The sequence below is a fragment of the Tardiphaga sp. 619_E2_N8_4 genome, from assembly GCF_051810905.1.
Classification (GTDB): Bacteria; Pseudomonadota; Alphaproteobacteria; order Rhizobiales; family Xanthobacteraceae; genus Tardiphaga; species Tardiphaga robiniae.
In genome coordinates, this window is record NZ_JBPWQJ010000001.1 from 732,547 (window position 1) to 754,370 (window position 21,824).

20 protein-coding genes are annotated in these 21,824 nt (G+C 61.9%); 7 read left to right on the plus strand and 13 right to left on the minus strand.

All coding sequences use genetic code 11. The features are described 5' to 3' along the window. Positions 1–26: 26 nt before the first annotated feature. Genes AB8A23_RS03440 through AB8A23_RS03460 form a run of 5 tightly spaced genes read right to left on the minus strand, consistent with a single transcriptional unit; the run spans position 27 to position 4,604 of the window. A complete protein-coding gene (locus tag AB8A23_RS03440) occupies positions 27–1,022 on the minus strand; it encodes a branched-chain amino acid ABC transporter permease (RefSeq protein WP_175369560.1) in 996 nt (331 codons plus the stop codon). After that, positions 1,019–1,885 (minus strand): branched-chain amino acid ABC transporter permease, encoded by an 867-nt coding sequence (locus AB8A23_RS03445; RefSeq protein WP_068737690.1) that lies wholly within the window; start codon positions 1,883–1,885, stop codon positions 1,019–1,021. The genes AB8A23_RS03440 and AB8A23_RS03445 overlap by 4 nt, the downstream gene beginning before the upstream one ends. A gap of 12 nt (positions 1,886–1,897) precedes the next feature. Then, positions 1,898–2,602: an ABC transporter ATP-binding protein gene (locus tag AB8A23_RS03450; protein WP_093758021.1), complete on the minus strand. Its 705-nt coding sequence runs from the start codon at positions 2,600–2,602 to the stop codon at positions 1,898–1,900. Further along, positions 2,595–3,314: an ABC transporter ATP-binding protein gene (locus tag AB8A23_RS03455; protein ID WP_089266696.1), complete on the minus strand. Its 720-nt coding sequence runs from the start codon at positions 3,312–3,314 to the stop codon at positions 2,595–2,597. The genes AB8A23_RS03450 and AB8A23_RS03455 overlap by 8 nt, the downstream gene beginning before the upstream one ends. Before the next feature lie 45 nt (positions 3,315–3,359). Further along, entirely contained in the window at positions 3,360–4,604 is a 1,245-nt protein-coding gene (locus tag AB8A23_RS03460) for an ABC transporter substrate-binding protein (RefSeq protein WP_439056877.1), read from the minus strand. On the opposite strand from AB8A23_RS03460, the gene AB8A23_RS03465 reads away from it, so the two are divergent. Further along, the gene (locus tag AB8A23_RS03465; protein WP_309940879.1) at positions 4,603–4,788 is read left to right on the plus strand and encodes a hypothetical protein; all 186 of its coding nucleotides are present in this window, start codon (positions 4,603–4,605) and stop codon (positions 4,786–4,788) included. The two genes, AB8A23_RS03460 and AB8A23_RS03465, sit on opposite strands and share 2 nt — an antisense overlap. 25 nt (positions 4,789–4,813) lie before the next feature. On the opposite strand, the gene AB8A23_RS03470 is transcribed toward AB8A23_RS03465, so the two are convergent. The 4 genes from AB8A23_RS03470 to AB8A23_RS03485 all read right to left on the minus strand — a co-directional run bounded on the left by AB8A23_RS03470 (position 4,814) and on the right by AB8A23_RS03485 (position 9,771). Continuing rightward, positions 4,814–5,761, minus strand: coding sequence for a glutathione S-transferase family protein (locus AB8A23_RS03470; RefSeq protein WP_439056876.1), 948 nt, complete (start codon positions 5,759–5,761; stop codon positions 4,814–4,816). A 19-nt stretch (positions 5,762–5,780) separates the two neighbouring features. Then, positions 5,781–5,990, minus strand: a complete 210-nt coding sequence (locus tag AB8A23_RS03475; protein WP_068737702.1) for a hypothetical protein — start codon at positions 5,988–5,990, stop codon at positions 5,781–5,783. A 133-nt stretch (positions 5,991–6,123) separates the two neighbouring features. Continuing rightward, positions 6,124–7,404: an MFS transporter gene (locus AB8A23_RS03480; RefSeq protein WP_439056875.1), complete on the minus strand. Its 1,281-nt coding sequence runs from the start codon at positions 7,402–7,404 to the stop codon at positions 6,124–6,126. An 84-nt stretch (positions 7,405–7,488) separates the two neighbouring features. Then, positions 7,489–9,771 (minus strand): FdhF/YdeP family oxidoreductase, encoded by a 2,283-nt coding sequence (locus AB8A23_RS03485; RefSeq protein WP_439056874.1) that lies wholly within the window; start codon positions 9,769–9,771, stop codon positions 7,489–7,491. Positions 9,772–9,963: 192 nt separating this feature from the next. Here AB8A23_RS03485 and AB8A23_RS03490 point away from each other — a divergent pair, with 192 nt between their 5' ends. From AB8A23_RS03490 to AB8A23_RS03500, 3 genes are all read left to right on the plus strand, one after another. Further along, positions 9,964–11,076, plus strand: a complete 1,113-nt coding sequence (locus AB8A23_RS03490; RefSeq protein ID WP_439056873.1) for an alkene reductase — start codon at positions 9,964–9,966, stop codon at positions 11,074–11,076. 81 nt (positions 11,077–11,157) lie between these two features. Then, positions 11,158–11,349 carry a hypothetical protein gene (locus AB8A23_RS03495; protein WP_081422070.1) on the plus strand — a complete coding sequence of 64 codons (192 nt, stop codon included), beginning with the start codon at positions 11,158–11,160 and terminating at the stop codon, positions 11,347–11,349. A 96-nt stretch (positions 11,350–11,445) separates the two neighbouring features. Continuing rightward, positions 11,446–13,536: a molybdopterin-containing oxidoreductase family protein gene (locus tag AB8A23_RS03500; RefSeq protein WP_439056872.1), complete on the plus strand. Its 2,091-nt coding sequence runs from the start codon at positions 11,446–11,448 to the stop codon at positions 13,534–13,536. Positions 13,537–13,545: 9 nt separating this feature from the next. On the opposite strand, the gene AB8A23_RS03505 is transcribed toward AB8A23_RS03500, so the two are convergent. Further along, on the minus strand, positions 13,546–15,669 hold the full coding sequence (locus AB8A23_RS03505) for a molybdopterin-containing oxidoreductase family protein (RefSeq protein WP_439056871.1): 2,124 nt from the start codon (positions 15,667–15,669) through the stop codon (positions 13,546–13,548). Between the two features lie 145 nt (positions 15,670–15,814). Here AB8A23_RS03505 and AB8A23_RS03510 point away from each other — a divergent pair, with 145 nt between their 5' ends. Together AB8A23_RS03510 and AB8A23_RS03515 are read left to right on the plus strand one after the other, a co-directional pair. Continuing rightward, complete coding sequence (locus tag AB8A23_RS03510; RefSeq protein ID WP_439056870.1) at positions 15,815–16,462, plus strand: hypothetical protein; 648 nt, start codon at positions 15,815–15,817, stop codon at positions 16,460–16,462. Then, the gene (locus AB8A23_RS03515; RefSeq protein WP_439056869.1) at positions 16,422–16,769 is read left to right on the plus strand and encodes a helix-turn-helix domain-containing protein; all 348 of its coding nucleotides are present in this window, start codon (positions 16,422–16,424) and stop codon (positions 16,767–16,769) included. The genes AB8A23_RS03510 and AB8A23_RS03515 overlap by 41 nt, the downstream gene beginning before the upstream one ends. Positions 16,770–16,790: 21 nt before the next feature. Here AB8A23_RS03515 and AB8A23_RS03520 read toward each other — a convergent pair whose 3' ends face one another. The 3 genes from AB8A23_RS03520 to alr all read right to left on the minus strand — a co-directional run bounded on the left by AB8A23_RS03520 (position 16,791) and on the right by alr (position 21,175). Continuing rightward, positions 16,791–18,428, minus strand: coding sequence for a GMC family oxidoreductase (locus tag AB8A23_RS03520; protein ID WP_439061198.1), 1,638 nt, complete (start codon positions 18,426–18,428; stop codon positions 16,791–16,793). Positions 18,429–18,761: 333 nt separating this feature from the next. Beyond that, positions 18,762–20,015, minus strand: a complete 1,254-nt coding sequence (locus AB8A23_RS03525) for a D-amino acid dehydrogenase (RefSeq protein WP_439060413.1) — start codon at positions 20,013–20,015, stop codon at positions 18,762–18,764. Continuing rightward, positions 20,012–21,175, minus strand: a complete 1,164-nt coding sequence (gene alr, locus AB8A23_RS03530) for an alanine racemase (RefSeq protein WP_439060412.1) — start codon at positions 21,173–21,175, stop codon at positions 20,012–20,014. The genes AB8A23_RS03525 and alr overlap by 4 nt, the downstream gene beginning before the upstream one ends. A gap of 153 nt (positions 21,176–21,328) precedes the next feature. Between alr and AB8A23_RS03535 the strand changes: the two genes are divergently transcribed. Next, the gene (locus tag AB8A23_RS03535; protein WP_068737711.1) at positions 21,329–21,805 is read left to right on the plus strand and encodes an Lrp/AsnC family transcriptional regulator; all 477 of its coding nucleotides are present in this window, start codon (positions 21,329–21,331) and stop codon (positions 21,803–21,805) included. The last annotated feature ends 19 nt before the right edge of the window (positions 21,806–21,824 follow it).

The following is a 21,824-nucleotide window of genomic DNA, read 5'->3' on the forward strand; positions in this document are numbered from 1 at the left end:
TCCAACGCCGGCAATTCCCGAACCGCTTAAGGCTTGCCGGCAACCGCAGGGCCGCGCCAGCGCGCCCAGAGCCGCTCAAACAGCGGCAACAGCCCACGGGGCGTGACCAGAATGACGGAGATCACAACGATCCCGTAGATGAAGTAGTGCAGGCCAGGCAGCGTGCTGCCGAGCTTGCCGCGCAGAATTTCACCAAGTGGCACCAGCAGCAATGCGCCGAGCGCGGGGCCATAGGCACGACCCAAACCACCGACGGTTGCGAACAGCACGATCTCGATGGTGATCACGGGCGAGATCAGCAGATAGGGATCGGCAAAAGTGAGATAGCGCACATAGGCGGTACCGACGACGGAGGCGAGCATCGCCGAGATCACCATGGCGGTGATCTTGTAGCGCAGGATGTTGACGCCAATCGCCTGCGCCGCCTTCTCATTGTCGCGGATGGTGCGCAGATAATAGCCAAGCGGCGAATTGAGGATCGCAACATTGACCAGCACGCAGATCGCCGCCAATGCCAGCATCATCCAGAACGCACCGTGACCGCCGCCAAACTGGAACGCCAGGAAATTACCCGTGTCCTTCGGCAGCAGCAGCCCGGATGCACCGCCGAGGAAGTCCCAGCCCTCGACAACGATGCTGCCCATTTCGGCGAAAGCCAGCGTGATTAGCACGAAAGAGAGATGGCCGAGCTGAAAGCGGAAGTCGATCCAGGCGATGACGGCGCCCAGAATTCCGGAGATTACCGCCGAGATCACGAGACCCAGCCACATATTGATGCCGAGCTTGAGCAACAACGCGGCCGAAAACATCGATCCGATGCCGATGAACAGGCTGTGCGCCAGCGAGATCTGCCCGGCCATGCCGCCGACGATGTTCCACGACGAAGCCAGTGCCACATAGACCAGCGCCAGCGTGAGGATGTGGACGTAATAGCTCGACAGCACGAAGGGCATGATGGCGGCGATGACCAGCGCGCCCCACCAGATCGGCGATGCGAGCGTCTTGTAGAATTCGTCTCTCATCGTGCCGAGCTCCAGGTCAGGCCCTTCGGGAGAAACAGCATGATTGCCACGAAGATGATATAAGGCAGCAGCAAGCCGATCGGACCGTCGAGATAGATGGTGCCGAAGGCTTCGGCGATGCCGATAATCAGGCCGCCGAGCATGATGCCGACGAAATTGGTCATGCCGCCGAGCACCACGACCAGCAGCGTGATCACGGTGTAGCGCAGGCCCTGGGTCGGCTGGATCGGAGTGCCCGGCAGCAGCAGCGCGGCGGCCAGCGCGAGAATACCGATGCCGAGCGCGAAGGTCAGCACCTGGACGCGGCCGACATTGATGCCCATCAGCGCGGCGGCATGCGCATTCTGGTGCACCGCGCGGATCGAGCGGCCGAAGTCGGTCGAGCGCAGCATGATGTAGAGGCCGATGGCGAGCGCAAAGGAAACGACGAAGGCGACGATGTGCGGCACTCGCAGCACCACGTCACCGAGAATGATCAGCTTGGATTCGACGAAGGAGGGCGTCCGCGCCGGCTCGCCGCCGAACACCATCAGGATGCCGTTCTGCAGCACCAGGCTCAGACCGAGCGTAAGCTGCACCACCATCAGGAACTGATGCCCGACCATTGGCCGTATCAGGAAGATGTAGACCAGTGCGCCGATCGCGGTCATCAGCGGCACCGTGATGATGATGGACACATAAGGGTCCATGGCGAATGCGGAATACAGGGCGAGGCACATGAACATGCCGAGCGAGATGAAATCGCCATGCGAGAAATTGACGACGCCCGACACGCCGTAGACGAGCCCCATGCCCAGCGCCAGCAAGCCATAAGTGGCGCCGATCAGAAGGCCTTGGGCGAGAGCTTGATAAAGTTCGGTCACATCACTCTCCGATCACAGACCAAGATAGGCGCTGCGCGTGCGCGGATCGTTCTTCACGGTCTCCGCATCACCCTCGACCGCCACCTGCCCGCGCTCCAGCACGTAGCAGCGCTTGGCGTGGCGCAACGTCAAATTCAGATTCTGCTCCACCAGCAGGATGGTCAGCCCGTCGGCATGCAACTTGTCGATGATCTCGAAAATATACTGCACGAATAGCGGCGACAGACCGAGCGAGGGCTCATCGAGCATCAGCAGCTTGGCTTCCGCCATCAGCCCGCGACCGATGGCCAGCATCTGCTGCTCGCCGCCTGATAGTGAACCGGCACTCTGGGTCAGCCGCTCGCCAAGCCGCGGAAACAAACCGATGACTTTTTCCATCTGTTGCGGACGATGCTTGCGCGCATGCGCATTGATGCCGCCAAGCAGAAGATTTTCGCGGATGCTCATTTCCGGAAACACCAGACGGCCTTCCGGCACCTGCACGATGCCGAGCTCGACACGCGCCTGCGGCGTTAATTTGCTAATGTCTTCGCCGAGAAACAGAATGCGCCCGGAGAGCGGCTTGACCATGCCGGACAGCGCATTGATCAGCGTGGTCTTGCCGGCATTGTTGGCGCCGAGCAGGCCGACGATCTCGCCCGCAGCGATCTTGGCGTTGATGTCGCGCAGCACCGGCACACCGCCATAGCCTGCGACCAGGTTGTCGATCTCAAGCATCGAGATGATCTCCGAAATAGGCATCGACGACGCGCTGATCCCGAAGGATCTCGTCGGGCGTGCCCTGCGCGATCTTCTCGCCGAAATTGATCACCACCATACGCTGCGCGAGCCGCATGATGACGGGCATCACATGCTCCACCATCACGATGGTAACGCCCTGCTTGTTGAGCTCCTCGATGATCGCGATCGGCGCGGCGGTCTCGGCCATGGTCAGGCCGGCCATCACCTCGTCGAGCAGGATGCAGCGCGGATCGGTAGCGATGCACTTCGCCAGCTCCAACAGCTTCTTGTCCTGCAACGACAGCGTCGCCGGCGTCTTGTGCTCCTTGCCGCCAAGGCCGACGCGCAGCAGTGCTTGCGCTGCGTAGTCGATCGCCTCGCGCATCGGCCGGCGCGTCAATGCTGCGGTCGTGACGACGTCGAGCGCCGTCATGTCGGCAAAGGACTGGACGATCTGGAACGAGCGCATCAATCCACGGCGCACCAGCCGATCCGGCGACACCCCGATAATGCTTTCACCGTCATAAACGACGTCGCCCGCACTCGGCGGAATGAAGCCGGAGATCACACCGAACAAAGTGGTCTTGCCGGCACCGTTCGGGCCAATGATGCCAAGAATTTCGCCCTTCTCGACATCGAAGCTCACCGCGTTGAGCGCGACCAGCCCGCCAAACCGCCTGGTGATGTTGGAGACTTCCAGAAATGCCACAGCCGTCCACTCTTTATGTTGCGCCGAGCCTCAGTGCGGGGCCGATCAGGACTTCGGCCGCGGCGGCACCTGGGCGAATTCCTTCGGAAATACGACCTGCTGATCCTGCTCGGGAGTCCATTGGATGAACATCGCAGAGCCATCCTTGAGCAGACGGTCTTCCGCGAATTGCAGGCCCTTCGGCTTGGCAATGTAGAGGTTCGGATCGCCTGCCGGAATATTGACGTTCTTCAGCGCCTCGAGCAGTGCATCGCTCTGCAGCGACTTGGCGTTCTCGAGCACCTGTTGCAGCACGCGTGCCGCCTGCGCATATTGCACTGCGCCCTGGCCGATTTTTTCGAGCTTGGCGACATCGCGCAATTCCGTGACGATCTTCTGCATCGACTCGATCTTGGCGCCGGCGCTAAAGCCGGTCATACCGAACAGGTTCTTCGTCAGCACGGCCTTGCCGATCTCGGGTCCGAGATCCTTCCAGAGCGACAGATCCGAATAGCCGCCGGTGCCACCGCAGAAGATGCTGCCGTGATAGTTCAGATTGTAACGCGCCTGATGCAGCAGGATGCCGTCGCGCGGCGTCACGAGACCGACAACGACGTCCGGCTTGAGCGAGCGAATACGGACCATCGCCGCCGTCTGGTCCTGCGCACGAATATCGAGCGCGGCTTCGCCGATGATCTGGATGCCGCTGGCCTTCAGCTTCTCGACCAGGAATTTGTTGGACTGCTGGCCGGCCTCGTAATTCGAATAGGCCATGACGGCAGTCTTGATCGGAAACGTGAAATCGTCGCGCAATGAGATGACGAAATCATGCATGGTCTGCGCATAACCGCGATCATACGGGTATCCCAGCGTAAACATATAGTTCGACTGCGACCCACCGGCCCAGACCGACAGCGTCGGAATCTTGGCTTCGTCGACCACCGGTGTCAGCGCCAGCATCTGTGCGCTGAGAATGGTGCCGGTCAGAAGCTGCACCTTTTCCTCGGTGATCAGGCGCCGCGCTTCGGCAGCGGTCCGCGCCGGCTGGCTGGTATCGTCCGCCAGCACCAGCTCGATCCTGGCGCCGCCCTTGCTCTTGATGCCGCCTTCGGCATTGATCTTCTTGATGATGTATTCGAAAGCCGGCTGGCCTTCCTGCGCGTAAGCCGCAAGACCGCCGCTCATCGAATTGACCATGCCGATGCGGATCGCCGGCTCGGCGGCGCCTGCGCTACGAATGAACGGCGCGGCGATCGGCCCTGCCAGAACTGCAGAGGCACCAAGTCCAAATGTGCGGCGGGTCATGGTCATGTCATATCCTCCGATGCGCAACGACGCTGAAGCGGTGCGCTTTCTTGTTCTGTTGCTGTGCGCTGAAGTGTCGAACACCGCGTTGCAGATTGGGAGTCTGCATATCGCAGTCGGGCAGCGTTTTTCGGACTTAGCCGCGTTTGCGCAGCTGCGTCAAATTGCGGCGCATGGAAATCGCGAATGAGGGCCATGCATCCGTGACGGGGCTTTCACAGGCGAGCAATCGCAAAGCCTGCACGCGGGAAATGTACAACCGTCGCGCCGACATCGGGATCCTCACGCCGCAAAGCGATGCTGTCATGACCCGCAGAAACAAACGCACCGATGACGGGATCGAAGCCCCAATCGGTCGGCATGACCGATACCATTATGCCTTCCTTAAACGGCAGACCTTGATCATCAGCAATATCGTTATGAGTAGAAGCAGATGTCGCCATAGGCTGACAGAGCCGCGCTATGTCCAGCGCCTGCTCGGGCGACAGCTCCTCAACCGTTCCGTGCCCCAGCGCGGCAACCCGGTCCATCCACGCGAGAATGCGCGGATGCTCGGCAAGACCTTCGCTCTCACCGAGATTGCCGCGCGCGTACCAGAGCGGGTGATAGACGGTGTGATCGGCAAGTGACGGCGCCTGGCCAAGCAGGAACGCGTCGCCACGCGCAAGCCAATCGCTGAGCCAGGCTAGATGAATGCGAAACCGGTTGCGGAGCGCAGGAATCTGCTCACGCATCTTCACGCTGTCCCAACCATCGAACTTGCCTGACATGAAACTCGCGCGATCGGCATGCAGTTCTGGCGGAAAACGATCGCCGTTCAGGCCGAAGACCAGTCCAAGAGCATTGGCAAAGAGCGCGCGATCGGCCCAGGCCGCGATGATATCGGCCTGACCGCGCGTGCCCGTCGGATAAAGCGTCGTCTCGGGAAAACGCCGCTCAAGCCCCGCGAGAATGCGGCGCGTATCGCAATAGACGTCTGCGCCGATCTGCAGCACCGGAACGCGGCGATAGCCTCCGGTGAGCGCCACGAGCTGTGGCTTCGGCGCGATCCGCGGCTGGATCACTGACTGCCAATGCAGGCCCTTCAATCCGAAGGCGACGCGCACTTTCTCGGCAAACGGCGAACGCGGATAGTGATGCAGAACAAGATCGGTCGCCGTCACTGCATCCCTTGCCTGTCAGCTATGTCGCATGCACCGCCGTCGTCGCACCGGCGGAATACATCGCCTCGAATTCGGCAATCGGATGCGGAAGTCCATCCGGGCCGGTGATTTCAACATCCCAGCTGCCGTCATCGAGCAGCTCCCTGGCCTTCTTGACAGCTCCGGCCGCGTTGTCGCGGCGGAGTGAAACAGTCCCTGACGTATCGGTTCCCCTGACGAAAAACGGCAAGTCACGTCCTCCCTGTGTGAGGCGCCCCGCAATGCGAGACCGCGCGCGACGTCTTGATCGCGTCACTCTGCGCATCAGACCACAGGACTCACGGCAATTCCAGCAACTTGCCGTCGCAATCGTCATGGACCTGTTATGCAGCCCCGCGCTGCGCTGCGGGACGCGTCAACACGAAGAAGACGAGGGTGCATACGGTCAGGAATACCGCCATTGAGATTAAAACTGCGGGCAATCCCCAGGCGGCGGCAATCGGACTGGTAGCCGATTGCATCACGGCGGTGCCGAGGAAGAACGACAGGTTTGCCGCAGAGAGCGCTTTGCCAATATTCTCGGCAGCAACGACCTGGCGGATCATCGCATAGACGAGCGGCTGCATCGCCACGAGAAGGCCGATGACCACAAGCAGGCCGGTATCGACTGCCACGGGCATCACTGGCAGGCCGAAAAGCGTGGCTAACGGATAGCCCGGTGCACCGAGCGCCATCACGAGCAGCAGCGCGGCGGCGCACAAATGGACCGCAAACAGCAGCATGCGGCGATGACCCAGCTTGCGATCGAGCAGGCCCGACAGCGCCGGTCCGATCACCAGCGCCACCGTAAACAACGCCAGCACATTGCCGGCCTCCATCCGCGACAGTCCCTTGATATTCATCAGCCAAGGGCCGGCCCAAAGCCCACGCAACACAAGCTGAACCGCAAGTGACACGAAAGCGAGGATCACGATACCGCGCACAGCACGTGATACACCGAGTTGCAGAACCGAAACCATCTCGCCCAGAAGCGCGCGCGGCTGGCCTTCGGGACGCGATGCCGGCACCATGACCGCGATCAGCATCGCCACGACAATCGCCGCTGCGGCGGCAATCCAGAATCCGGCGCGCCATCCCCAGTGCTCGACGACGTAAGCAAGCGGACTGGCCGACAAAAGCAGCCCCGCATTGCCGAATGACAGAATGATGCCGGACCACAGACCGAACTGCGCTGGTGTCAGCCGCTTGGCCGCGAGCGTCATCGGGCACATCAGCATGCCCGACGTCGCCATGCCTATCGTTGCCTGCGACACGAAGAACGAGAGCGGCCCGGTCGACAGCGCCGCAATCGCCGCGCCGCAGACCGTACCGGCGAACAGCACGAGCGACACCGTGCGGATGCTGTAGCGATCCAGCGCGACGCCGACCGGAATCTGCAGGAGCGCGAAGAAAAAATGATAGGCCGAAGTCAGCGCGGCCAGCGTCTGCGGCGTGACGCCGAGATCGGTCGACATCACATCGATCGCGACCGCAGGCGTGGTGCGCAGCATGTTGGACAGTACATGCCCGCAGGTCAGAATGAGCATAGCGGCCACGAGCGCTACGCTCACGGGCGGATCGATGGCAACGGGCTTGAAGGCAGAAGAGTCGGCAGCACTGGTCATGGCGCTCGCCTACGCGGAAACACGGCGCGCATCAACCGCCACGAAAGCCGTGGCGGTCATGCTCTCTCAATGCTGCGGTGCAGCTTAAGCTGCAGATGCCTCGATGCGGATCGGGATCGATTTGTAAGCCGGCGTTCCCGACTTCAAATCGTGCTGGTCGAGCGACACGAGCACATTGGCCTCGGGATAATAGGCCGCTACCGATCCTTGCGGGATGTTGTAAGCCACCGCCGTCACCCGACGCAGTGCGCGCGGTGCGCTGTCCGGACGGTCCAGCACGATGTCGATCAGATCACCGTGGCTCAGCCCGCGGCGGGCGAGGTCCTGCTCGTTGACGAACACCACATCGCGCCGCCCGGTGATGCCGCGATAGCGATCGTTCATACCGTAGATCGTGGTGTTGTACTGGTCGTGGCTGCGCAGTGTGGTCAGCGTCAACGCGGTCTCGGCGGGGCCGTCCTCATAGAGGCCGGAGAAGACCAGGAACTGCGCCTTCTTGCTCGGCGTCAGCCATTCCCGTTCCGAGGCGGCGTTGCGCAGCCGGAAGCCACCCGGCTTCTTGATCCGCGCATTGTAGTCCTCGAAGGCCGGAAAGACCGACTCGATGGCGTCGCGGACCTTGCTGTAGTCGGCGACGTAGTCCAGCCACTTCACCTTGGTATTCGGCAAAGTCGCGATGGCCATATCGGCAACGATCGCAGTCTCGGACTTCAGATGCTCGGACGCCGGCTTCAAGCCGCCGCGCGAGGCGTGCACCATCGACATCGAATCTTCCACCGTCACCAGTTGCGGACCCGTCGCCTGCACGTCGATCTCGGTGCGGCCAAGGCATGGCAGGATGATCGACTCCTTCGCGATCAGAAGATGCGAGCGATTGAGCTTGGTGGCGATATGCACCATGAGATCGAGGCTGCGCATCGCCGGATAGGTCTCCTCGGGATCGGACATCGCGACCGCGAGATTGCCGCCAAGACAGATCAACGCCTTCGAACGTCCATCGCGGATCGCCTTTACCGACGCGACGGCGTCATGACCATGCGCAGTCGGCGGCTTGAAGTTGAAGGTGCGTTCGATGCCGTCGAGCAGCGCAGCGTTGGGTACTTCGGTGATCCCCACGGTGCGATCGCCCTGTACGTTGGAGTGCCCGCGCAGCGGCGAGATCCCGGCGCCGGGACGGCCGATATTTCCGCGCAGCATCAGGAGATTGGCGATCTGCTGCACGTTGCCGGTGCCGTGGCGATGCTGGGTGATGCCCATGCCGTAATTGATGATGACGCTCTTGGCCGCGGCGTAGATGTTGCCGAGGTTTTCGATATCGGCGCGCGGCAGGCCAGACGATTTCTCGATGGCCTCCCATGAGGTCGCGTCGAGATCGGCGAGCAGCGCCTCGATGCCGTTGGTATGTTCGGCGATGAAGGCGCGGTCAAGCACGCCGGGGCCGCCTTCGGCAAGGCTCGCGGCGTCGAGCGCCACGACGGTCTTCATCATGCCCTTCAGCACGGCAATGTCGCCGCCGACCTTGACCTGGTAATAGGTCGACGAGATCTGCGTAGAGCTCAACGTCAGCATTTCCGCTGGATGCTGCGGGGATGTGAATCGTTCCAGCCCGCGCTCGCGCAGCGGATTGATTGAAACGATGGCAGCACCGCGCTTGGAGCATTCGCGCAGAGTCGTCAGCATGCGCGGATGATTGGTGCCGGGATTGTGCCCGATGCAGAACACCGCATCCGCATGGTCGAAATCCTCCAGCGTCACCGTGCCCTTACCAACGCCGATGGATTCCGGAAGGCCGACGCTAGTGGCCTCGTGGCACATATTCGAGCAATCGGGGAAATTGTTGGTGCCGAATTCGCGCACGAACAACTGATACATGAAGGCTGCTTCGTTAGAGCAGCGGCCCGACGTGTAGAATTCGGCCATGTTCGGATCGGGCAAAGCGCGCAAGCCGGCACCGATCCGCGCCATCGCATCCCCCCACGAGATCGGAAGATACTTGTCGCTAGCCTGGTCATAGGCCATCGGATGGGTGAGACGTCCCTCGTTTTCGAGGTCGTGATCATGCCATTCCCAGAGTTCGCTCACCGTATGGGCCGCAAAGAATTCCGGCGTCGTGCGCTTGGCCGTTGCTTCCCACGACACCGCCTTGGCGCCGTTCTCGCAGAATTCGAAGGACGATGTATGCTTTGGGTCAGGCCAGGCGCAGCCCGGGCAATCGAAGCCGTGCGGCTGGTTCATCGTCAGGAGGCCATGCGTTTCGTTGACCACCGCCAACTGTCCGCGCACCGCGTCGGCCACTGCTTTCAACGCGCCCCAACCTGCGGCGGCACCTTTGTAGTCTTCGACGCCCTGAACCTGCTTCTTCGCCATCGCGATCCGTCCTTCGTCGTCAGGGCCCATATGGCCCAACCTAATTCCGCCTCGTAGCATTAAAGGCTGTAATACAGCGAATAGATGCCATCAACTTTGATTGACCAGGCCTGCGCTGTATTGAACGATACGAATGCCGCGACACCTGTTCACCAAGGCTATCGCCCGATTGATATTCTGAATGGAGCGCCGATGACGTCTTCTTCCCTGTTCCAGCCGCTGCAAGTCGGCCCGTATCGATTGAGCCACCGCGTCGCGATGGCGCCACTGACGCGCATGCGTGCCGAGAAGACATCTCTCGCTGCGTGGACGCTCAATGCCGAATATTATGCTCAGCGCGCGACCGAAGGCGGATTGATTATCGCCGAGGCGTCGCAGGTCATGCAGGAAGGACAAGGCAACCCGAACACGCCGGGCATCTATTCGAAAGAGCAGATCGCCGGCTGGCGTCAGGTCACTGACGCCGTGCATGCCAAAGGCGGCATCATCTTCCTGCAGCTCTGGCATGTGGGCCGTGCCTCACATTCCTCGTTCCAGCCCGGCGGCGGGCTTCCGGTCGCGCCGTCAGCCATTGCGATCGACGCTACCACGCGGACGGCTTCAGGCGAGACGGTATCTTACGAAACGCCCCGCGCTCTGGAGACCAGCGAGATTCCCGGCATTATCGACGCCTACCGGCAGGCCACGCGCAACGCCAGGGAAGCCGGCTTCGACGGCGTCGAGGTGCACGGCGCCAACGGCTATCTGCTCGAACAATTTCTGCAGACCCGCAGCAATCAGCGTACCGACCAATATGGTGGCTCAATCGAGAACCGCGCCCGCCTGCTGCTCGAAGTGACCAATGCCGTCATCGACGCCTGGAGCGCGGATCGTGTCGCCGTCCGCCTGTCGCCCTATGGTGTCTCGAATGACTCCGGCGAAGCCGATCCGATGCCGCTCTACAGCTATGTGGTCCGTGAGCTCGACAAGCTCGGCCTCGCCTACCTCCATTTCGTCGAGCCGCGCACCAGCGGCGTCGGCCGCGCGGAAGTGTTTCATAACAATGTGCCTAAAGCCTATGAGCTGTTCCGGCCGATGTGGAGCGGCGTGCTGGTCACGGCCGGCGGATTCGACGGCACCTCCGCCGAGGAGGCCGTCGCTTCCGGAAATGTCGATATTATCGCCTTTGGCCGCCCGTTCATCGCCAATCCGGACCTGCCGGAGCGTATCAAGCGCAAGGCGCCCTTTACGCCTTATAACCGGGCGACGTTTTACGGCGGCGATGTGGCTGGCTACACCGACTACCCGGTGCTGGGCGCAGGCTAGTCTGCGGATTATTCAATAGAAAGCACTTCTGGCGCGCTATAGGCTGTGTATGGGCCCGTAGCGGGTCAGGAGTATCGCCCCATGGATTCCACCCTATCAGCCGCCGAGCTCGACGATCGTATCGCCATCCTTCGCGACAATATCCGGCAGTTGATCGAGCAGGCCACCGCGGCTTCCGGCGAGAGCAACGAGGAGCGCACCGCGGATCGGCTGGCTCAGCAGAATGAGGAGCTGGACCGGCTGATCGCCCAACGCGACGCCTTGGGCAAATAGCCGAGAGGACTACGGACTGGAAGCCTGCCCGGTTGTCGGGCGGGATGCGTAAAACCGCGGCTTTTCCTCCAGTAAACTTTTGGCTAGCTTGGCTGCATGAACGTTCAAGCCAAGATCGACATCAAGCACTCCACCTGCCCGCATGATTGCCCCTCCGCCTGCGCCCTCGACATCGAGGTGATCGGCGGGAACACCATCGGCCGGGTCCGCGGCTCCAAGGAGCAAAGCTATACCGCCGGCGTGGTCTGCGCGAAGGTCGCGCGCTATGCCGAGCGCATCCATCATCCCGAACGGCTGATGTATCCGATGCGCCGCACCGGCCCGAAGGGCTCCGGCCATTTCACCCGCATCAGCTGGGACGAGGCGCTCGACGAGATCGCTTTGAGGTTCAACGAGGCCGAGCGCGACTTTGGCGCGGAGTCGGTGTTTCCCTATTACTATGCCGGCACCATGGGCCTGGTGATGCGCGACGGCATCAACCGCCTCGCCAATGTGAAGAAATATTCGCGCTTTTACTCGACGATCTGCGCAACCATTGCCTGGGCCGGCTTTGCCGCCGGCACCGGCAAGGTCGCCGGCGTCGATCCGCGCGAGATGGCGAAGTCGGACCTGATCGTGATCTGGGGTACCAACCCCGTCTCGACGCAGGTCAATGTGATGACCCACGTCTCGCGCGCGCGGAAAGAACGCGGCACCAAGCTGGCGGTTGTCGACATCTACGACAACGACACCATGAAGCAGGCCGATATCAAGATCCTGCTGCGGCCAGGTACAGACGGCGCCTTCGCCGCCGGCGTCATGCATGTGCTGTTCCGCGACGGCCTGGCTGATCGCGACTATCTCGCCAAATACACCGATGCCTCGCCGGAGTTCGAGGCGCATCTTGCTTCGCGCACGCCGCAATGGGCCTCAGACATTTGCGGCGTGCCCGCTGCGGAAATCGAAGCCTTCGCGCGCCTGGTCGGCGAGACCAAGCGCAGCTATTTCCGCCTCGGCTACGGCTTCACCCGCAGCCGCAACGGAGCCGCGCAGATGCATGCAGCGCTGTGCGTGCCCACCGTTACCGGCGCCTGGCAGCAGGAAGGCGGCGGCGCTTTCTTCAACAATGCCGCGATCTGGAAATTCGACAAGACGCTGATCGAGGGCCTCGACGTGCTCGACGAGAGCGTTCGGCGTCTTGATCAGTCGAAGATCGGCCGCATTCTGACCGGTGACGCGGAAGCCTTGCACAACGGCCCGCCGGTTAAGGCGATGCTGATCCAGAACACCAATCCGATGACGGTGGCGCCGGAACAGGCTTTGGTACGGCAGGGTTTTGCCCGCGAAGACCTGTTCGTCGCGGTGCATGAGCAATTCATGACCGAGACCGCCATGATGGCCGATATCGTGCTGCCGGCGACCATGTTCATGGAGCACGACGATCTCTATTACGCCGGCGGCAACCAGCACATCTCCGTCGGTGCCAAGCTGATCGACGCGCCGGAAGAATGCCGCTCGAACCACGACGTTCTGCAGGGCCTCGCCATCCGCCTCGGCGCGAAACACCGCGCTTTCGACATGCATCCGCGCGACATCATCGACGAGACGCTGCAAGTCAGCGGCCGCGGTGGTATCGAAGGGTTGGAGGCCGACAAATGGCGCGATATCCAGCCGGATTTCCGCACCTCGCACTATCTCGACGGTTTCGCCCATACCGACGGCAAATTCCACTTCAAGGCGGACTGGTCGAAAGTGCCGATGCCCAATGCCGGGCTGATGGGCGCATGGGACGAGATGCCGTCATTCCCCGACCATTGGGCGGCGATTGAACAGGTCGATGAGGCGCATCCGTTTCGTCTGGCCACCAGCCCGTCACGCAGCTTCCTCAACACTTCATTCAACGAAACGCCATCATCGCAGGCCCGCGAAGGCGCGCCAAGCGTGATGATGCATCCGGTCGATGCGGCCAGGCTCGGCATTGTCGATGGCGATGCCGTGACACTCGGCAACATGCGCGGCGAGACGACACTGACCGCGCGCATCTTCGACGGCCTGCGGCGCGGTGTGCTGATTGCGGAATCGGTGCACCCCAACAAGGCGCATATCGGCGGTCATGGCATCAATATGCTGACCGGCGGCGAAGCCGTCGCGCCCTATGGCGGCGCGGCGTTTCACGACAACAAAGTGTGGGTGAAGAAGGCGGGATAGCCCGCCTTCTTACGCCGTCGATACCTGCACCAGGATGTCGGAGAAGGTCGGCGCACGTCCGAGATCGGCCATCGCCGGCGAAGTCAGCGCATGCACCGTTGCACTCTTGCGGGTCGAGCGTTGCCAATAGCCGCTCGGTGCCACCACCACGCCGGGCTTCACATCCGCCGAGATGGTGACGAGCGCCTCGAACGAGCCGCGATCGTTATAGACACGGATCGGCGCGCCCGCTTCGATGCCACGTACTGCAGCATCGTCGGGATGCAGTAGTACGGCCTGCTCGCCGGCATGATGGAGCTGCTTCGGCATATTGCCGAAATTGGAATTCAAGAATGCGTGGCTCTTCGGCGAGATCAGGCTGAGCGGATATCTCTTCGCCAGTTCAGGATTGGTCTGGGGCGATTCTCGTGGTGGAATATAGGACGGCAACGGATCGACCGGCTCGCCGGACTGTTGGCCACCATAGCCCTGCCGGAACAGCGGCACCACGAAATTGCCGCCGGCGGCGATCGAGGATTTGAATTCGCATTTGCCTGACGGCGTGAAAAAATTGCCTTCGCGATGTGGCGCGTAAGTATCGGATCGCTCGACTTTCAAGCGCGCATAGCCGGTTTGCTTCAATTGCTCGATGGTGATGTTTTCCAGCACGGGACTGGTCCAGTCCATCGAATCCGAAATCATCTCGTCATCGCTGCGGAAGAACGACGGATCGTCGATGCCCATGGCGGCGGCGAGCCTGCGAAACAGCTCGGTGTTCGATACGGCTTCACCGAGGGGTTCGATCGCCTGGTTGTTGTAGGACAGATAAAGATGCCCCCAGGAGAACATCAGATCCTTCTGTTCGAGCTGCGTCGTCGCCGGCAACACGATATCGGCAAAGCGCGCGGTGTCGGTCATGAAGTGTTCGCTGACGACGGTAAACAGATCCTCACGCGCCAGGCCAACCTCGATCTTGCCCTGCTCTGTGACCATGGCCATCGGATTGGCATTGTAGACGAACAGCGACTTGATCGGTGGATCGAAACCAAGCTCGCCGGTGAGCACCGGGCCGAGTTGCCACAGATTCACGATGCGCAAATCCTCTCCCTGTAGGTCCGGGCGCATCAGCACGTCCCATTTCACCGGAAACGCCCAGATCGGCAGCTGCAGCAGACCGCCGCCGACGTGACGCCAGGCACCGATCAGCGCGGGCAGACATGAGATCGCGCGCACGGTCTGGCCTCCGCCGGCATGTCGCTCGACGGCGACGCCGATGCGGATTACCGCGGGCGGCGTGGTGGCATATTCACGCGCCAGCGTGCGGATGTCGTCCGCCGCGATCCCGGTGATTCCAGACACGTAGTCGGGCGTGTAAATCGCGGCACGTTCGGCCAGCTCGTCATAGCCGATCGAATAGTTGTCGACGTAATCGCGATCGATCAGCCCCTCGGTGGTGATGACGTGGATGAGGCCCAGCGCCAGCGCCGCGTCTGTCCCCGGCCTTATAGCGATGTGCCAGTCCGCCTGCTGCGCGGTCCGCGTCCGCACGGGATCGATGACCACAAGCTTGGCGCCGTTCTTCATCGCCTGCTTGATATAAGGCCAGTGATGCGAGTTGGTGCTGAGCGTGTTGCAGGCCCAGAGGATAATGTATTTAGAGTGGACGAAGCTCTCCGGATCGGTACCCGGTGTATGGCCTATCGTCATCAGATAGGCTGTACAGGCGCCGGAATCGCAGAACGTACGTTCGGCCACCGTGGCGCCGAGCTTGTTGAACAGGGGATCGCCGACATTGAGGCCGTTGATGATGCCCTGGGTGCCAAGATAGCTGCACGGCAGGATCGCCTTGGCGCCGTCCTCGGCGATGATCGTCTTCCATTTGCCGGCGATCTCGGACAGAGCGTCATCCCATGAGATGCGCGTAAACTGGCCACTGCCCTTCGGCCCCGAGCGCCGCATCGGATAGAGAATGCGCTGGTCGCTATAGACGCGCTCCTGATAATCGTTGACCTTCACGCAGAGCCGACCTTGCGTGAACGGGTGATCCGGATTGCCCCGCACGGACACGGCGCGGCCATCTTCGACCGTCGTGATCATGGAGCAGGTGTCGGGGCAATCATGGGGGCATGCACCAATTACGGTTATCTGGGTCAAGCTGGCCTCCGCTGGCTACCGATCTGGGTTGATGCCGAGCATGCTGAGCTGACGGACTGTTGGCTTTTCCGAGCCTGCTGTTCTGTTTGCAAATCCTGCTGACCACGCGGCGGGTTCCGCCCCGCGCCCATGGCACAGGAATTGAATGTTAAGCGGCGATCATTTCAGCGAGTGGGGGTTGGCTATGACGATTGCAGGCCACGGCGCGGAAAAGTATGTCACCGGACATCTCATCGATGGGTCTCAGGACCGGAATTGGCCCCATCTGCTCGCGGAGCGCTGGAGCCATCGGGCCGGCGATCTACCCTCGGTGCTGCCACGAGATACCGAGATTGCCATGTTCCTGCGCGGCAACTCGGTCGTGGAGCGTCAGGGCGGCGGTATGCGGCAACGAACGTCGGGCCATCGCGGCACCATCTGGCTCTGCCCCGCCGGCATTCGCGAAGAATATATCAACGTCTCCGAACCGGTCGCGGACTGCCTGCACATCTATCTTCCCGGCCAGCCCTTTGAGGACACGCTTCTGCAGGATCTGGAAATCGATCCATCACGTATGACCTTGCGCTATGAGAGCGTCGATCATGATCCATTCATCGAACAGGTCGCCGAGCTGATCCTGCAGGAGCTGAATACCGAGACCTCCGCCGGCCGACTGCTGATTGAAACACTCAGCAGCATTGTCCGCACATCTCGTTCACAAATATGCGGCGAACGCGATTCCGCTGAAGCCGCCACCGTCATCCGACAAGCCATTGGATCAACGGCGGCTGGCGCGGGTAATCGAATTCGTTGACGCCAACATCTCGCGCGAATTCGCGGTCGCCGATATGGCCCGCACGGCCTGTCTCAGCCCGGCGCATTTCGCGCGGGTGTTCAAGGTCCGAACCGGTCTCACACCGCATCAGTTCGTCAGCGAACGGCGGCTGACACTGGCGAAACAAATGCTGGCGGATCTGTATCGACCAATCGTCGATGTCGCCTATACCGCGGGCTTTTCATCTCAAGCCAATTTTACCCGCGCCTTCCGCCGGGCGACCAACATGACGCCCGGCCAGTTCCGCGGCCAGACAGCCGCCTATCGGATGTCCGACGAACTGTAGCGCTGGAGCTCGCAACTGGAGCTACCGCGCATCCTCCAGGATCATATCCGACGCCTTTTCGGCAATCATGATCACCGGCGCGTTGGTGTTGCCCGACATCAGGTCCGGCATGATGGATGCATCGATCACGCGCAGACCTTCCAGCCCACGCACGCGCAGGCGCTGATCGACCACCGCTTTCGTATCATTGCCCATCCGGCACGTCGAGGTCGGGTGATAGACCGTGCTGCCGCGCTGGCGGCAATAAGCGAGCCATTGCTCATCGGTCACCGTGCCTGGGCCGGGCTCGACCTCTTTCGTCACGAAGGGCTTCATCGCCGGCGCGTTCAGCATCTTGCGCAGGATTTTCAGGCCTTCGACATTCGCCGTACGATCCGTTTCGGTCGCCAGATAGTTGATGCGGATCGCCGGCGGCACCGAGGGATCAGCGCTCTTGATGCGCAGCGAGCCGCGGCTTTCGGGGCGCAGCTGACAGACCGAGGCGGAGAAACCGGAAAACGGATGCAGTTTCTCGCCCATCTTGTCGGTGGAGAACGGCAGAAAGTGGATCTGGATATCTGGCGATGCCATGCGCGGATCGGTCTTGAAGAAAGCGCCTGTGGTGCCAGCAGCATAGGTCAGCGGACCGGTGCGAAACGCGGCGTATTGCAGACCCATCATCGCCCGGCGAACGGGATGATTGACGAAGTCATTGAGCGTGATCTTTTGCGGGCATTCCATCACCACGCGGACCTGCATGTGATCCTGCAGATCACTGCCGACGCCGGGGGCATCAAGAAGGACCTCGATGCCGTGTTCCTTGAGCAGATCGGCGGGACCGACGCCGGAGAGCTGCAGCAGTTGCGGTGAATTATAGGCGCCACTCGACACCAGCACTTCCTTGCGGGCGCGCGCCTTGCGCACCACGCCATGCTGCTTGAATTCGATGCCCACCGCGCGCTTGCCTTCGAACAGGATCCGCTGGGCCAGCGCTTCGGTTTCGACGCGGACCTTGCCCTGCTTCAGCGCCGGGCGCAGATAGGCCCGCGCGGTCGAGGCGCGGCGGCCACCTTTCGTGGTGGTCTGGAACCAGCCAGCCCCTTCCTGCGTCGCACCGTTGAAGTCGTTATTCACGGGAATGCCGGTCTCGGCAGCAGCGGCGATGAAGGCCTCCGACAACGGATCGGGGCAGCGCGAATCCGACACCGGCAGCGGGCCACCGACGCCGTGATACTCGCTCGGCCCACGCGTCTGATTCTCCGCCTTCTTGAAATAGGGCAGCACATCGTCATAACCCCAGCCAGTATTCCCGAGCTGACGCCAGCGATCGTAATCCTCATGCTGGCCGCGCACATACAGCAGCCCGTTGATGGAGCTGGAGCCGCCGAGCACTTTGCCTCGCGGTTGGAAGACCGAGCGTCCATCGAGGCCCGGTTCGGGCTCGGTCTGATACATCCAGTTGACGGACTTCTCCTTGAAGAGCTTGCCGTAACCGAGCGGCACGTGAATCCAGATATTCCGATCCTTCGGGCCGGCTTCCAGCAGCAGCACCGAATATTTGCCGGAGGCCGACAGGCGATTGGCGAGCACACAACCGGCGGAGCCGGCACCGACGATGATGTAATCAGCCTCAATGGCATCAGCCGACGCGCGATGCGTCGACGCAGTTTGACCGCTCATGTTTCCCCCGACTGTTTTCAGCAACTGAAAACGGAAATGACGGGGATGTAAATGGGCGCGGCCGGAAGCATGGCACGCATGCGGCTAGAACCGTCGCAATGCGAAAGCGAGCGACTGCGTGAGGTAAGCTCCCTCTCCCCGCTCTGCGCGGGGAGAGGGTTGGGGTGAGGGGCGAGGCACATACGATGCAAAAGGAGTGGTCTCTCGGGTCGAAGACATGTGAACCGAGAGACCCGTGATGGAGGCTTCGTCCGAGACGGCCCCTCACCCGCCGCGAAGACGCGGCGACCTCTCCTCGCGCAGAGCGGGGAGAGGTTAAGAAAGAGCGTCGCTTCAGCTATAGCGGCTGATCGCCAGATTCTTCACATCCAGCTCCGGCGCCTTGCCGGAGATCTGGTCGGACAGCACGCGGGCGGTGCCGCAGGCCATGGTCCAGCCGAGCGTGCCGTGACCGGTGTTGAGATGGAGATTGCCGAGATGCGTCGGTCCGACGATCGGCGGGCCATCCGGCGTCATAGGTCGCAACCCGCTCCAGAAGGTCGAGCGCGAGAGATCCCCGGCGGTCGGAAACAAATCGGTCACCGACTTGTCCAGCGGCATACGGCGCGGGGCGGTCGGCACCGGGTGATAATTACCGACTTCGGCGGTGCCGCCGACGCGGATGCGGTCACCAAGGCGCGTGATGGCCACTTTGTAGCTTTCGTCCATGATCGTCGATTGTGGCGCAACGCTCTCATCGGTGATCGGCACCGTGAGCGAATAGCCCTTCACCGGATAGACCGGCGCATCGATGCCCAGCGGGCGCAACAACAGCGGCGAGAAGCTGCCGAGCGCCATCACGTAACTATCCGCGATGAAGACACCCTTGTCGGTGGTCACCTGCGCGACGCGGCCGCCGGTGGCATCCACCGACTTGATGGTCGTGTCATAGACAAACTTCACCCCAAGTCCGGCCGCGATCTTTTCCAGCCGCTGCGTGAACAGATGGCAGTCACCGGTCTCGTCCTCGGGCAGACGCAAACCGCCGACGAACAGATCCTGCACGCCGGCGAGGCCCGGTTCATACTTCACGCAGCCGGCACGATCGAGCACCTCATAGGGCACGGCATATTGCTTGAGTACGTCGATATCGCCGCCGGTCGCATCGAGCTGCGACTGCTTGCGGAACAGTTGCAGCGTGCCTTGGCTGCGATCGTCATAGGTGATGCCGGTCTCCGCGCGCAGCGCACGCAGGCAATCGCGGCTGTATTCGGCGATTCCCACCATGCGCGACTTGTTCAGCGCATAGCGCGCGCTCGTGCAGTTGCGCAGCATCTGCAGCATCCAGCGCCACTGGTGCGGATCGGCCTGTGGCCGCACCACCAAGGGACCGTATTTGTCCATGATCCAGCCAAGCGCCTTCTTCGGCACACCGGGGCCGGCCCAGGGCGAGGCGTAGCCGGGCGAGACTTCGCCGGCATTACCGAACGAGGTCTCCAGTGCGGCGCCGGGCTGACGGTCGATCACCGTGACCTCGTGGCCTGCCTTGGCCAGATAATAGGACGTGGTGACGCCGATCACGCCCGCGCCAAGAACCAGAACCTTCATCGCACCGTGCCTCCAGACCGGGCGGTCCACCGCACATCGATCTCATCCGAGTAAATCCGTTCATAGCGCTGACCCAGCGAGGTCAGCATTTCATAGCCAATCGTGCCCGCGGCTGCGGCCAGCGCGTCGAGCGACTGATGCCCGCCAATGATCTCCACTTGCGATCCCCGTGCCAACATGCCGGGTGGTAGATCGCCGAGATCGACGGTCAGCGAGTCCATCGAGACGCGCCCGGCAACCGCCAGCCTCCGCCCGCGGAAATAGACCGCGCCGCCATTGCCGAAGGCGCGCTGCAATCCGTCGGCGTAACCAATGGCCAATGTCGCCAGACGCGTCGGCTTCGTCGCCTTGAAATTCCAGCCATAGCCGACATGGGCACCGGCTGCGACCTCGCGCATCTGGAGCACCTGCGCGGTGAGCCGAACCACTGGCAGCATCGGATTGCTTTGCGCGGGATGGGGATTGAGCCCGTAGAGCGCGGCGCCGGGGCGGACGAGATCGTGATGGTAATTGCGGCCGAGAAAAATGCCTGATGAGTTAGCAAAGGATTTTCGCGCACCGGGGAAGCGCTTCGCAAGCGTCTGAAACACCGCAAGCTGATGCGCATTGGCCGGATGCTCCGGCGTGTCGGCACAAGCGAGATGGCTCATCACCATCTGGATATCGAGAACTGAGGTGTCCTTGCCCGAGAGTTCGGCGACCTCACGCGGCGACATGCCCAGTCGCGACATGCCGCTATCGACCTGAACGACCGCGGGCAGAATCCGGCCGCGTTGCCGCGCCTGATCCGACCAGGCCTCAAGCTGTTCGCGCGAATTGAGCACCGGAATGATGCCGGCTTCCGCGCAGTCACGCTCGCTGCCCGAGGGCAGACCGTTGAGCACGTAGATCGTAACGTCGCGGGCCAGATGGGTCTGGAGATCCAGCCCTTCGTCGAGATGCGCCACGAAGAAGGTGCGGCAGCCGGCCCGATAGAGTGCCGGCGCGACACGATCAGCGCCGAGGCCATAGGCGTCGGCCTTCACTACGCCGGCGCAGGTGACGCCGGGGCCGACCCGCTCGGCCAATAGCCGGTAATTGCGTGAGATGGCTTCGAGATCGATGGTCAGCACCGCGCTCGCATGCCGCGTGCCCGTTCCGCCTGTCCAAGGTGCCAGCATCACATCCCCCGCTACGAATGATCGCAACGGCAGTATCTCACCTTCCGCATGGCGCTTTACGGCGATTCCGGCCGCTGCTACGGTCATAAACGGTGATTATCGGCGTAAATTTACGTCCCTGTAGAGAAATCCTGCAAAACTTTGGCGAGAACCATGGCAAGCGACCTCGATTCGACCGACCGGAAGATCCTTCGCGAGGTTGTCCGGGATGCCCGGATCAGCCAGATGGCACTGGCAGAGAAAGTCGGCCTGTCACCCACCGCCTGTACCCGGCGTCTCACGGCCCTGGAAAAGAAGGGCGTGATCAAAGGCTATGCCGCCGAGATCGACGCATCCGAGCTCGGCTACATGATGACGGTCCACGTCCACATCACGCTCGACAAGCAGAGCGAGGATGCGCTGTCCGCCTTCGAGCGCGAGATCGCCAAATGCCCGGATGTCGTGTCGTGCTACCTGATGTCGGGCAATGACGACTATCTCGTCCATGTGCAGGCGCGCGACATGGAAGACTATGAGCGCATCCACAAGCAGCACCTCTCGCGGATGCCCGGCGTGGCGCGGCTGCATTCAAGCTTCGCGATGCGCAGCGTGGTGAAGCGCGGCGTCTCGGTGTCCGCGCTGACGGGCTGAACTTGCTTAACCTCTCCCG